The organism is Azonexus caeni (genome assembly GCF_048146105.1).
Classification (GTDB): Bacteria; Pseudomonadota; Gammaproteobacteria; order Burkholderiales; family Rhodocyclaceae; genus Azonexus; species Azonexus aromaticus_B.
Genome location: NZ_JBKJAD010000022.1, coordinates 1 through 12,695 on the forward strand (window position 1 = coordinate 1; position 12,695 = coordinate 12,695).

A 12,695-nucleotide genomic window follows, 5' to 3' on the forward strand; every position below is an offset into this window, starting at 1 on the left:
CTCTGTCTGTGGCCTTCCCAGGCAGAAAATCCGCTATGCGTGACCACTGGTCATCGGTGAGCATTCGGCGATCCATGTCTTGTATCCAAAAGACAGGATGTAAACACAATTCCGCAAATGTGAACAGACCCTAGTGGCAGACCGCAGAATCGCGGGTACTTGAGCGACTCGAATCGACCCAGAGCGGTAGTTGGCGGGTTGGGGCAATCTGTCGTTCAGGAATGTTCGAGTTCAGGGGCGCGCGCCCTGCAACGAAGGGTCAGCCACCACGGCCGCTCCTTCCATCAAGAATTTCTCCCGGCTTGAATCGCTCACAGTAGACCTCGATCCCAAGCTTCATTAGAAGCGCGGTTGCGGGCACTGCTACGACCTTAGCAGCGAAGCCGATGTCTACGAGAGCAGCTGTAACGGCCATCGCATAGTATTTCTTGCTCAGGATGTGTGCCATCCCGTTTGTATACCATGCCTTGTATATTTCGCTCTGTGGGTCGCACAACGCCTTCCAAATGACCAGTTTTAACGATGCAAAGAAACTGCGACCGTGTTCAACCTTCTTTTCAATAGCAGCCGGCGATGGAAGAAAACGAACTTCTTTCATCGTAAGTTGCTTCCGGGCCGCGCGATCTACGCGATAGACGACCTCAATAACTTCTCTTGGAATCGCAGAGGCAATCTGGGTATAGAGTTCATCGTCGGATTTTGTCTTTACTGCTTCAATTGCAGCGGCATCGATTTCGTCAACGTCCAGTGACTCGTGAGCGAGATCGCGCACGGAGGATATATAGCTTTCGAGTTGATACCTGGCCGCAACGCTTTCAATGAAGTGACGTCGACGGTCGGCATCCTTGATGGCTTTGCCTTCGAGAACCTTGGCAATTAGAGGTTCTGCTTCAGAAACCTTTTGTTGTCGCAGAAGACAGACAGCAAGTAATGCAGTCGCTTCAAGGTGCACGCGGGTACTTACCGCTGTTTTGGAACGCACACCGCGAAACCCAAGCTCTGCTGTATTTAACTCACCAGCGTTTAAGGCTGCTTCAAACAGCCAGTTCTTTGAGCGCATAAGGCGCGTTTCGTGGCCTGTCGAACGAAGCAGAGATTGGATGTCGGTAGCAAAAGCTTTCGCACGTCGGTAGTCCGCAGCGTAAACGGCTGCTCTCAACGCCGGCTCCAGAACGGCTAACCGATTCTTCTGTGCTTGCGTCAGTGGTGGGGGCGTCGACATTTGTAGTGGTGGCTAGCAGTTATTCACGAGCAGAAACGTTCGGGTCATTGCTAATAATACGGACACGATTGGATCACTCGTAAGGTTCTGAATGACATCGAGATTATCTGATGCCGGTCTCCTTATCAATCAGCAATCATACGGACAGAGCCAACGTCCGCTATGCGACGCTTTCTTGAGAGACCGCTTCTGGCCGATTGCTACCAGCCGCCTCCTGGGCAACACGTCGATATCGTCTGGTCAGATGAAATGGGATTCCGTGGTCAAGGCAAGGCTGGCGGCGGTCGATGCCCAGACCTGGCGCCAGGCGCTGCGTCTGGCGGAAATGTTCCATACCCGGATTGGCGAATGCAGCAGCTTTCCCGCCCGTTTTTCTCCCTGCATCGTGGCGTTGCGCCGGCACATCGACGAGGCAAGCGCGCGCATCGCCCGTCTCACGGATTGGCCAGCGCGGCCAGGAAACGTTCGGCGGCAACGCTGGCCGGCCAGGGTTCCCAGGGTGTGCCGCCGTATTCGGCGAGCAGCGGGTCGGTGGCGAGCGGCCGGCTGGTAATACCGAGTACCGCGCGCACTTCTTCGGGCGACCAACCGGCGACGTGCACCGCTTCGCTGGCGGCGGCGAGGCGGTCGGCTTCCTTGTGGCGGCGCTTTTCCTCGTCGCTCCAGGCGGGCAGGCCGTAGCGCAGGAAGACCGCCTGCGTCAGGCGTTCGGTCAGCGCCGCGAAGGCGTCGCCGAGGATGGGTTTGAGCGGCGAGATGGGGTCGAAGCCGATCAAGCCTTCTTCGGCGTCGTGCAGCAGTTCGCGCAGGGCGACGGCGGGGGCGAGCGGTTCGGGCGACATCTGGCGGCGCAGCGTCAGGACCAGGATGCTGTGCTGGGCGACCGACAGGGGGCGCGGCCAGACCGAATGGCCGCCCCAGCGGAAGGTCCGCGCCAGGCCGATGGCCAGGTCGCGGTCGTCCCAGTCGAAGGGCGTGGGGTCGAGCAGGTCGAGCCGCTTTCCGGAGGGTTGGCGGACCCAGGCGCGGGGGGCTTGCTGACGGCTCATCTCGATGCGTACGGCGGGGCGGTTTTTACGTTGGAGCAGCGACTTTAACACCGGCCGCGCCGACTTCACCCTCGCTTCATGCTCTGCTCACCCGGCCGGTCGACAGTGGTGGCGTGTTCTTCAGGAGACCGCCATGAACCGCAACGCCAAGATTCTGCTGCTCAATCCGCCGCATACCGCCATCGGTAGCCGCGTTCCCGACGACCATCTGCCGCCGCTCGGCCTGCTCGCCATCGGCGGGCCGCTGATTGATGCCGGCTTTGCAGTCGAACTGCTCGATGCCGATTACGACCCGCTTTCGCCGGAAGAGATCGTCCGCCGCGTGCGGGCGGCGGCGCCGCGCATCGTCATGGTCGGCCACGCCGGCTCGTCGACCGCGCACGCGACCATTCTTGAACTGGCGACCCGCATCAAGGCGGCGCTGCCCGAGGTCTGCATCGTCTATGGCGGTGTCCATCCGACCTATCACTGGCGCGAGACGCTGACCCAGTGCCCGGCCATCGACCTGGTCGTGCGCGGCGAGGGCGAGCGCACGGCGCTGCTGCTGGCGCAGGCCATCGTCAGCCACGGCCTGGTCGCCACCGTGCCCGGCGTCGCTTTCCGCCAGGACGGGCGGGTGTGGGCGACGCGGCAGGCGAAGCCGATAGCGAATCTGGACGATTACCGCGTCGGCTGGGAGTTGATCGACTTTGCCCGCTATTCCTACTGGGGCGGCCGCCGGGCGGTGGTCGTACAGTTCTCGCGCGGCTGTCCCTACCTGTGCAGCTACTGCGGCCAGCGCGGCTTCTGGCGCAGCTGGCGGCATCGCGATCCGCTCCGTTTTGCCCGCGAACTGGCCTGGCTGCACCGCGAACACGGCGTCGAGGTGATCAACTTCGCCGACGAACTGCCGACCGCTTCGCGCGCCGCCTGGCAGGCCTTCCTCGAAGCGCTGATCGCCGAGAACGTCAATTTGACCCTGGTTGGCTCGACGCGCGCCGGCGACATCGTGCGCGATGCCGACATCCTGCATCTCTACCGCCGCGCCGGCGTCATCCGCTTCCTGCTCGGTATCGAGAGCTACGATCCGGCGACACTGGAAGCCATCCGCAAGGACGCGACGCCGCGCGAGGACACCGAGGCGATTCGCCTGCTGCGCCGGCACGGCATCGTTTCGATGGCGACCTACGTGGTCGGCTTCGGCGCCGAGACCGACCACGATTACTGGCAGTCGTTGAAACACCTGCTGCGCTACGACCCCGACCAGATCCAGTTGCTCTACGCGACGCCGCACCAATGGACGCGTTTCTTCGAGACGGTCGCCCAGCGCGAGGTGGTGCAGACCGATACGCGCCTGTGGGATTACAAGCATCAAGTGCTGGCGACGCCGGGCATGCCGCCCTGGCGCCTGCTGCTCTGGGTCAAGGGCATCGAGGTGGCGCTGCAGTTACGGCCGCGTGCCTTGCTGCGTACTTACTTCAGCCGCGACCCGGAGTTCCGCCACGCGATGCGCTGGTATGTGCAGATGGGGCGGCGCGTCTGGTTGCGCGAGGTCGGCGAATTCCTGTTCGGCAAGCGGCCGCGGCCGAGCGGTCTGAGTCTGGCCGAGTTTGCGCGGCAGCAGCGCGAATCGGTGCAAGGCTTGGCTCAGGGTTTGGCTCGGGCACCGGCGCAAGTGGTGCTGCCGGCAGCCGTGAGGGGGCGTTTGTCGGGTACTTGAACGGGGCCGCCCGTCGGTCTAGGCGCGCGGGAAACGGACGGGCTGCGGCCCGCGCGTTTTGGCTCGGACTACCACCGTACTCGCCAGCTTGTCGTGCCAGCCCTGTTTCCGGCTGTCGAAGCCGACCCAGAACAGGCCGAGTCCGAAGGGAATCGTCGAAACGAAATAGGCCAGGTAACGCCCGATGCTCTGGGCGAGCGACAGCGGGCTGCCGCTCTCGGCGTCGACCACGCGCAGCGCCAGCGCCGCCTTGCCTGGTGTGGCCTGGCGTTGCATCCAGAACCAGATCACGGCGACGGCCGGCAGCACCCAGGTGATCAGGAAGTCGGCCGGTCCGGCGAGCAGTTCTTCGGAATCGAAGTATTCCCAGCCGTAGAGGGAAACGAGCAAGGGGAAGGTGATGATCACGATCAATAGCGAGTCGATCAGGCTGGCGCCGACCCTGACCCAGAAACCCGCGTATTCGACATCCGATTCGTCCATGGCAACCCCCCTGAGATTGGCGACAGCGCCGCAATGGCTTTGTCATGGCGTGATCCTGCCCGCATTCGCCGGTCGCGGCAAGCCGCCCGCTGCCTTTGCGGCAGCGGGCGGTGGGGGGGGGAGGCTCAGCCCAGGTCGAAGCGGTCGGCGTTCATCACCTTGCTCCAGGCGGCGACGAAATCGCGCACGAACTTCTCGCGGTTGTCGTCCTGCGCGTAGTGCTCGGCGTAGGCGCGCAGCACCGAGTTGGAACCGAAGACGAGATCGACGCGGGTCGCAGTCCACTTGGTCGCGCCGCTCTGCCGGTCGACGATGGCGTAGCTGTTGCGGCCGGTCGGCTGCCAGGCGTAGGCCATGTCGGTCAGGTTGACGAAGAAGTCGTTGGAGAGGACGCCGACGCGCTCGGTGAATACGCCGTGCGCGCTGCCGCCGTGGTTGGTGCCGAGGACGCGCAGGCCGCCGATGAGCACGGTCATTTCGCGGGCGGTGAGGCGCATCAGCTGGGCGCGGTCGAGCAGCATTTCCTCCGGCGTGACGACGTAAGCCTGCTTCTGCCAGTTGCGGAAGCCGTCAGCCAGCGGTTCGAGGACTTCGAAAGATTCAACGTCGGTCATTTCCTGGCTGGCATCGCCGCGTCCCGGGGCAAAGGGCACCGCGATGTCGAGCCCGGCGGCCTTGATCGCCTGTTCGATGCCGAGGTTGCCGGCGAGCACGATGACGTCGGCGACGCTGGCGCCGGTTTCGCCGGCGATCCGCTCATAGACCGCCAGTACCTTGGCCAGCCGGGCCGGCTCGTTGCCTGCCCAGTCCTTTTGCGGGGCGAGGCGGATGCGGGCGCCGTTGGCGCCGCCGCGCTTGTCCGAACCGCGGAAGGTGCGGGCGCTGTCCCAGGCGGTGGCGACCATCTCGGCCAGCGGCAGGCCGCTGGCGGCGATCTGCGCCTTGACGGCGGCGACGTCGTAGTCGCTGCGGCCGGCCGGCACCGGGTCCTGCCAGATGAGGTCTTCGGCCGGCACGTCGGGGCCGATGTAGCGCGCCTTCGGGCCCATGTCGCGGTGCGTCAGCTTGAACCAGGCGCGGGCGAAGGTTTCCGAGAAGTAGGCCGGGTCGGCGCGGAAGCGTTCGGCGATCTTGCGGTACTCGGGGTCGAACTTGAGCGCCATGTCGGCGTCGGTCATGATCGGCTTGCGACGGATGCTCGGATCTTCGACGTCGACCGGCATGTCTTCCTCGGCGATGTTGATCGGTTCCCACTGGTGGGCGCCGGCCGGCGACTTCTGCAGCCACCAGTCGTACTTGAACAGCAGGTCGAAGTAGCCGTTGTCCCATTTTGTCGGGTGCGTCGTCCACGCGCCTTCGATGCCGCTGGTCACGGTGTCGCGGCCGATGCCGCGGCTCGTGTGGTTGTTCCAGCCGAGGCCCTGCTCGTCGACGTCGGCGGCTTCCGGCGCGGCGCCCAGGTTGGCGGCGCTGCCGTTGCCGTGCGCCTTGCCGACGGTGTGACCGCCGGCCGTGAGGGCGACGGTTTCCTCGTCGTCCATCGCCATGCGGGCGAAGGTGACGCGCATGTCCTGCGCCGTCTTCAGCGGGTCGGGCTGGCCGTCGACGCCTTCCGGGTTGACGTAGATGAGGCCCATCATCACCGCGGCGAGCGGGTTTTCCAGGTCGCGTTCGCCGGAATAGCGGCTGCCTTCGCTGCCGGTCGGGGCCAGCCACTGCTTTTCCGAACCCCAGTAGATGTCCTTTTCCGGATGCCAGATGTCCTCGCGGCCGAAGGCGAAGCCAAAGGTCTTCAGGCCCATCGACTCGTAGGCCACGTTGCCGGCGAGGATCATCAGGTCGGCCCAGCTGAGCTTGTTGCCGTATTTTTTCTTGATCGGCCACAGCAGGCGGCGCGCCTTGTCGAGGTTGACGTTATCCGGCCACGAGTTGAGCGGGGCGAAGCGCTGGTTGCCGGTGCCGCCGCCGCCGCGCCCGTCGGCGATGCGGTAGGTGCCGGCCGAGTGCCAGGCCATGCGGATCATCAGGCCGCCGTAGTGGCCCCAGTCGGCCGGCCACCAGGGCTGGCTGTCGGTCATCAGCGCCTTGAGGTCGGCCTTCAGGGCTTCGACGTCGAGCGTCTTCACTTCCTCGCGGTAGTTGAACCCGGCGCCCAGCGGGTCGGTCTTGCTGTCGTGCTGGTGCAGGATGTCGAGGTTGAGCGCCTGCGGCCACCAGGCCATGTTCGAATTGCCGCTGGCGGTGTTGCCGCCGTGCATTACCGGGCACTGGCCGGTGGATTTCGGGGAATTACCTTCCATGGTCGTCTCTCCTGTCAGGGTGAATTGTCGATCGCCGGTGGGTGTCGGCGATCTGCTGTGAACTCAGGTTAGCACCGGATTTGTTAATTGAAAGTTTTGTGGCAATGACTTTTCGCTATCGACTGTATTGGTTTTTCCCGCTTGCGCGTGTCGTCGCGCCGGGAGAACGCCCTTCGCCAGCCGGGAGTTTCGGGAAGTCGCTGCGTTTCGGGTAAAATCCGGTTTTTTCAGCAATTTGCCTCTGCCTACCATGACCCAGAATACCCCGCTTTCCTACCGCGACGCCGGTGTCGACATCGATGCCGGCGATGCGCTTGTCGACCGCATCAAGCCGCTGGCCAAGAAGACGCTGCGCGATGGCGTGCTCGGCGGCATCGGCGGTTTCGGCGCGCTGTTCGAAGTGCCGAAGCGCTACCAGGAACCGGTGCTGGTGTCCGGTACCGACGGCGTCGGCACCAAGCTCAAGCTGGCCTTCCAGCTGAACCGCCACGATACCGTCGGCCAGGATCTGGTGGCGATGAGCGTCAACGACATCCTGGTGCAGGGCGCCGAATCGCTGTTCTTCCTCGACTACTTCGCCTGCGGCAAGCTCGATGTCGACACTGCCGCGTCCGTCGTCGGCGGCATCGCCAGGGGTTGCGAACTGGCCGGCTGCGCGCTGATCGGCGGCGAAACCGCCGAGATGCCGGGCATGTACCCGGCCGGCGAATACGACCTGGCCGGTTTCGCGGTCGGCGTTGCCGAGAAGTCGAAGCTGATCGACGGCAAGTCGATTGGCGAAGGCGACGTGGTGCTCGGCCTGGCGTCGTCAGGCGCGCACTCCAATGGTTATTCGCTGGTGCGCAAGATCATCGAGCGCTCGAACCCGGACATGAACGCGCCGTTCGATGGCGAACGTAGCCTCGCCGACGTGGTCATGGCGCCGACCCGCATCTACGTCAAGCAGGTGCTGGCGACGATGCAGAAGGTGACGATCAAGGGCATGGCCCACATTACCGGCGGCGGTCTGCTGGAAAACGTGCCGCGCGTGCTGCCGGAGAACACCGTCGCCGAACTGCAGAAGGCCGCCTGGCCGCGGCCGAAGCTGTTCGACTGGATGCAGAAGGAAGGCCAGGTCGACGAGAAGGAAATGCACCGCACCTTCAACTGCGGCATCGGCATGGTCGTCATCGTCTCGGCCGCCGAGGCGGATGCCGCCGAGGCCGAACTGAAGGCACAGGGCGAGGCGGTTTACCGCATCGGCCGGATTCGGGCACGGCAGGGTGACGAAGCGCAGACCCTGGTGGTCTGAGCGCCTGCGCCAGGCCGCGCTGTTCGGCGCCGGCCTCGGCCTGGCGGGGGCGGCGCTGGCGCTCGAGTTGCCGGCGGCGAGCAGCAACTCGATCGTCGACGGCCTGGCCAGCTTCTACAGCAGCCGCTTCCACGGTCGCAAGACGGCGACCGGCGAACGTTTCGACAAGAAGCAGTTCACCGCCGCCAGCAACCATTTCCCGCTCGGCAGCCACGTCGCGGTGCTGCGGCCGGCAAGCGGGCTATGCGTCATCGTTCGCATCAACGACCGCATGCACCACCGGCAACGCGGCGGGCGGGTCATCGACCTGTCGGCCGCCGCCGCCGATTATCTCGAAATGTTGAAGGAAGGCATCGTCCAGGTGCGCCTGGCGCATTTGCCGGACAACTGGCGCGAACGCGGGCCGCAGGCTTGCGGCGAAGCTTTCACCGCCGCCAACCCGGCGCCGCGCGGCGAACCCGGTTTGCTGGAACAGCTCGAGAACGGCATTTCCCAAGGAATCACCCAACCATGAAGCAGATGAAGCGGCGCGGCATTGTCGCGCTTTCCCTGGCCGGCCTGATCGGGCTCGGCTACTTCGCCTGGTCGGCCAACCGCGCTGGGCAGGCGGTTGCCGCGCCGGAGCCGGCGGCCAAGGCGGCGCCGGCCGCCGGCCCGGCAAAGCCGGTGGCGGTCGAACTGGCCAAGGTAAAGGCGATCGATTTCGCCGACGAGACGAGCGCGGTCGGCACGCTGAAGGCGGCGGAATCGGTCGTGCTGCGCCCCGAAGTGAGCGGGCGCATCGCCCGCATCGGTTTCCGCGACGGCGCGCTGGTGCGGCGCGGCGACCTGCTGATCGGCCTCGACGCGACGATCCAGGAAGCCGAGCTGGCGCAGGCCAAGGCCAACGTCGAACTGGCACGGACGAGTTTCCGGCGCAACGAGGAACTGCTGGCCAAGAAATTCATCAGCCCGCAGGCGCTCGACGCCTCGGCGGCGACGCTCAAGGTGCAGGAAGCGGCGCTCCAGCTGGCCGTCGCCAAGGCCGCCAAGATGCGGTTGGTGGCGCCGTTTGCCGGCATCGTCGGGCTGCGCGACGTGAGCGTCGGCGGCTACGTCAAGGAAGGCGAGGAACTGGTCAATGTCGATGACATCTCCAGCCTGCGCGTCGATTTCCGGCTCGCCGAAGCCTATTTCGGTCGCCTGCGGCCGGGCCTGGCGCTCGAACTTTCGAGCGACGCGCTGCCCGGCCAGACCTTTACCGCGACGGTCGAGGCGATCGACCCGCAGCTCGATCCGGCGGCGCGCTCGATCGCCGTCCGCGCCCGTCTCGACAACCGCCAGGGCAAGCTGCGCCCGGGCATGTTCGTGCGCGTCCGCGTCGCCTTCGGCGAGCGCAAGGGCGTCTTGATGATTCCCGAGGAAGCGGTGCAACCGGGCGCCAAGCCGTCGGTGTTCCGCGTCGTCGACGGCAAGGCGGAGGTGGCGCCGGTCAGGCTCGGCCTGCGCCGCGACGCTCAGGTCGAGGTGGTCGAGGGACTGGCTGCCGGCGACCTGATCGTCACCGCCGGCCAGTTGAAGCTGCGCCCCGGCGCCCCGGTGAAGATGCCGCAAGCGGCACAACCATGAGAATTTCCGAAATCTGTATCGAGCGGCCGGTTTTCGCGACCGTGCTGTCGCTCGTCATCATGCTGCTCGGCATCGTTTCCTACGACCGGCTGTCGGTGCGCGAATACCCGAAGATCGACGAGCCGGTGGTCACCGTATCGACCGATTACCGGGGCGCTTCCGCCGACATCATCGAATCGCAGGTGACCAAGCCGCTGGAGGATTCGCTGGCCGGCATCGAGGGGGTCGAGGTCATCACCTCGATTTCGCGCGCCGAACGCAGCCAGATTTCGGTCCGCTTCAAGCTCGAACGCGAGCCCGATTCGGCCGCCGCCGATGTCCGCGACCGCGTTTCGCGGGTGCGCAACCGGCTCCCCGACGAGGTCGATGAGCCGGTCATCGCCAAGGTCGAGGCCGACGCCAACCCGGTCATCTGGCTGGCCTTTTCCTCCGACCAGCATTCGCCGCTGGAAGTCACCGACGTCGCCAACCGCTTCGTCAAGCCGCGCCTGCAGACGCTGCCCGGCGCCGCCGATGTGCGCGTCTTCGGCGAGCGCAAGTTCGCCATGCGCATCTGGCTCGACAAGCAGCGCCTAGCCGCCTACCGGGTTACCGCCGCCGACGTTGAGGACGCGCTGCGCAAGCAGAATGTCGAGGTGCCAGCCGGCCGCATCGAGAGCCGCGAGCGCGAATTCTCGGTGGTCGCCAGCACCGACCTGCAGACGCCGGCACAGTTCGCTGCGGTGGTTTTGCGCACCGTGGACGGTTACCCGGTGCGCCTGGGCGACGTCGCGCGGGTCGAAATCGGTGCCGCTGCCGAGCGTACCTCGGTGCGGTTCAAGGGGCGTTCTGCGGTGTCGCTTGGTGTCATCAAGCAGGCTACCGCCAACCCGCTCGAACTGTCCAAGGCCCTGCGCGCCGAGATGCCGCGTATCGCCAGCGAGTTGCCGGAAGGGATGAGCGTCAATATCTCCTACGATTCCTCTGTCTTCATCGACCGCTCGATCAAGTCGGTGTTTACCACCATCGGCGAGGCCATCGTGCTGGTCCTGGCGATCATCTTCTTCTTCCTGCGCAACCTGCGGGCGACGCTGATTCCGCTGGTGACCATCCCGGTCTCGCTGGTTGGCGCCTTCGCCATCATGTTCACGCTCGGCTTCTCGATCAACACGCTGACGCTGCTGGCGCTGGTGCTGGCCATCGGCCTTGTCGTCGACGACGCGATCGTCGTGCTGGAGAACATCTTCCGCCACATCGAGGAAGGCATGCCGCGCCGCGAGGCGGCGTTCAAGGGGGCGAAGGAAATCGGTTTTGCGGTGGTGGCGATGACGCTGACCCTGGCCGCCGTCTACGCGCCGGTTGCCTTCATGACCGGGCGCACCGGCAAGCTGTTCATCGAGTTCGCGCTGACCCTGGCCGGCGCCGTGCTGGTTTCCGGCTTCGTTGCGCTGACGCTGTCGCCGATGATGTGTTCGCTGCTTCTGCGCCATGAGGAAAAGCACTCGAAGGGCTTTGTCCTGGTCGAGAACTTCCTCAACTGGCTGAACGCCGGTTATCGGCGCGTGCTGAGCGCGGCCCTGCAGCGGCGCTGGGTCGTCTTCGCCGCCTTCATCGCCGTCGCCGTCGCCTGCGGCGTCCTGCTCAAGGCGCTGAAATCCGAGCTGGCTCCGGTCGAGGACCGCGGCGTCATCCTCGGCGTGTTCAACGGGCCGGACGGTGCGACGCTCGACTACACCGAAAAGTACGCCCGGCAGATCGAGGACATCTACAGCCAGACCCAGGACATCGAGCGCTATTTCGTCGTCTCGGGCAACCCGGTGGTCAACCAGGGGATCTCCTTCGTCGGCCTGACCGACTGGAGCGAGCGTCAGCGCAGTTCGTCCGACATCGCCAAGGAACTGTTCCCGAAATTCGGCGCCGTGCCCGGCGTCATGGCCTTCCCGGTGACGCCGCCGTCGCTTGGCCAGAGCCCGCGCGAGCGGCCGATCAATTTCGTCATCGTCACCAGCGCGCCCTACGCCGAACTGCAGAAGGTGACCCAGGAGTTCCTCGGCGAACTGGCCAGGAACCCCGGGCTGACCAACGTCGATACCGACCTCAAGCTGAACAAGCCGGAACTCTCGGTCGCCGTGCGCCGCGACAAGGCGGCCGACATCGGCGTGCCGGTCGAGACCATCGGCCGCACCCTGGAAACCTTCCTCGGCGGCCGCCAGGTCACCCGCTTCAAGCGCGACGGCGAGCAGTACGACGTGATCGTCCAGGTCGCCGACGCCGACCGCGCCAACCCGGCCGACATCCGCGACATCTACGTGCGTGGCGGCGACGGCAGCATGCTCTCGCTCGACAACCTGCTCGACGTCGGCGAAACCGTGGCGCCGCGCGAACTCAACCACTTCGGGCAGCGCCGGGCGGTCACCATCACCGCCAACCTGGCGCCCGGCTACACCATGGGCGAAGCGCTGACGGCGATGGACCAGCTCGCTGCGCAGGTCCTGAAGCCGGGCCACACCGTCGATTACAACGGCCAGTCGCGCGAGTTCCGGCAGTCGTCGGCGTCGCTGGCGCTGACCTTCGCGCTCGCCCTGGCCTTCATCTACCTGGTGCTGGCGGCGCAGTTCGAGAGCTTCCGCGATCCCTTCATCATCCTGCTCACCGTGCCGCTGTCGATGGCCGGCGCGCTGTTTGCGCTGTGGGCGACCAACGGCACGCTCAACGTCTACAGCCAGATCGGCCTGGTCACGCTGGTTGGCCTGATCACCAAGCACGGCATCCTGATCGTCGAATTCGCCAACCAGTTGCAGGAACAGGGGCGCGAACTGCACGCGGCGGTGATCGAGGCCGCCGAGCTGCGCCTGCGGCCGATCCTGATGACCACCGGCGCCATGGTGCTGGGCGCCGTACCGCTGGCGCTGGCCAGCGGTGCCGGCGCCGAGTCGCGGCAGCAGATCGGCTGGGTGATCGTCGGCGGCCTGCTGCTCGGCACCTTCCTGACGCTGTTCGTGGTGCCCGCCGTCTATACCCTGCTGGCGGCGCGCAAGGCCGCCTTGGCAAGCCCGGAGTAAGC

General features: G+C 65.5%; 10 protein-coding genes. 5 read left to right on the forward strand and 5 right to left on the reverse strand.

Annotated features, from left to right (window positions below; genetic code table 11):
- Positions 1–259 precede the first annotated feature (259 nt).
- From ACLIIZ_RS17075 to ACLIIZ_RS17085, 3 genes are all read right to left on the reverse strand, one after another.
- The gene (locus ACLIIZ_RS17075) at positions 260–1,159 is read right to left on the reverse strand and encodes a hypothetical protein (RefSeq protein ID WP_416694007.1); all 900 of its coding nucleotides are present in this window, start codon (positions 1,157–1,159) and stop codon (positions 260–262) included.
- A 303-nt stretch (positions 1,160–1,462) separates the two neighbouring features.
- A complete protein-coding gene (locus tag ACLIIZ_RS17080) occupies positions 1,463–1,648 on the reverse strand; it encodes a hypothetical protein (protein ID WP_416694009.1) in 186 nt (61 codons plus the stop codon).
- Positions 1,649–1,656: 8 nt separating this feature from the next.
- Entirely contained in the window at positions 1,657–2,271 is a 615-nt protein-coding gene (locus ACLIIZ_RS17085) for a phosphohydrolase (protein WP_416694011.1), read from the reverse strand.
- 133 nt (positions 2,272–2,404) lie between these two features.
- On the opposite strand from ACLIIZ_RS17085, the gene bchE reads away from it, so the two are divergent.
- The gene (gene bchE / locus ACLIIZ_RS17090) at positions 2,405–3,970 is read left to right on the forward strand and encodes a magnesium-protoporphyrin IX monomethyl ester anaerobic oxidative cyclase (RefSeq protein ID WP_416694013.1); all 1,566 of its coding nucleotides are present in this window, start codon (positions 2,405–2,407) and stop codon (positions 3,968–3,970) included.
- An 18-nt stretch (positions 3,971–3,988) separates the two neighbouring features.
- Here the strand turns inward: bchE and ACLIIZ_RS17095 are convergent, their stop codons facing one another.
- Positions 3,989–4,453 carry an RDD family protein gene (locus tag ACLIIZ_RS17095; protein ID WP_416694015.1) on the reverse strand — a complete coding sequence of 155 codons (465 nt, stop codon included), beginning with the start codon at positions 4,451–4,453 and terminating at the stop codon, positions 3,989–3,991.
- Positions 4,454–4,578: 125 nt separating this feature from the next.
- Complete coding sequence (gene katG, locus ACLIIZ_RS17100) at positions 4,579–6,753, reverse strand: catalase/peroxidase HPI (protein WP_416694017.1); 2,175 nt, start codon at positions 6,751–6,753, stop codon at positions 4,579–4,581.
- Positions 6,754–7,003: 250 nt separating this feature from the next.
- Between katG and purM the strand changes: the two genes are divergently transcribed.
- From purM to ACLIIZ_RS17120, 4 genes are read left to right on the forward strand one after another with little or no spacing between them, the layout of a single operon-like run.
- A complete protein-coding gene (purM, locus tag ACLIIZ_RS17105; protein WP_416694019.1) occupies positions 7,004–8,044 on the forward strand; it encodes a phosphoribosylformylglycinamidine cyclo-ligase in 1,041 nt (346 codons plus the stop codon).
- On the forward strand, positions 8,016–8,558 hold the full coding sequence (locus tag ACLIIZ_RS17110; protein WP_416694021.1) for a septal ring lytic transglycosylase RlpA family protein: 543 nt from the start codon (positions 8,016–8,018) through the stop codon (positions 8,556–8,558). Before purM ends, ACLIIZ_RS17110 begins: the two co-directional genes overlap by 29 nt.
- Positions 8,555–9,652, forward strand: a complete 1,098-nt coding sequence (locus tag ACLIIZ_RS17115; RefSeq protein WP_416694023.1) for an efflux RND transporter periplasmic adaptor subunit — start codon at positions 8,555–8,557, stop codon at positions 9,650–9,652. Before ACLIIZ_RS17110 ends, ACLIIZ_RS17115 begins: the two co-directional genes overlap by 4 nt.
- Positions 9,649–12,693, forward strand: coding sequence for an efflux RND transporter permease subunit (locus tag ACLIIZ_RS17120; protein WP_416694025.1), 3,045 nt, complete (start codon positions 9,649–9,651; stop codon positions 12,691–12,693). Before ACLIIZ_RS17115 ends, ACLIIZ_RS17120 begins: the two co-directional genes overlap by 4 nt.
- Positions 12,694–12,695 lie beyond the last annotated feature (2 nt).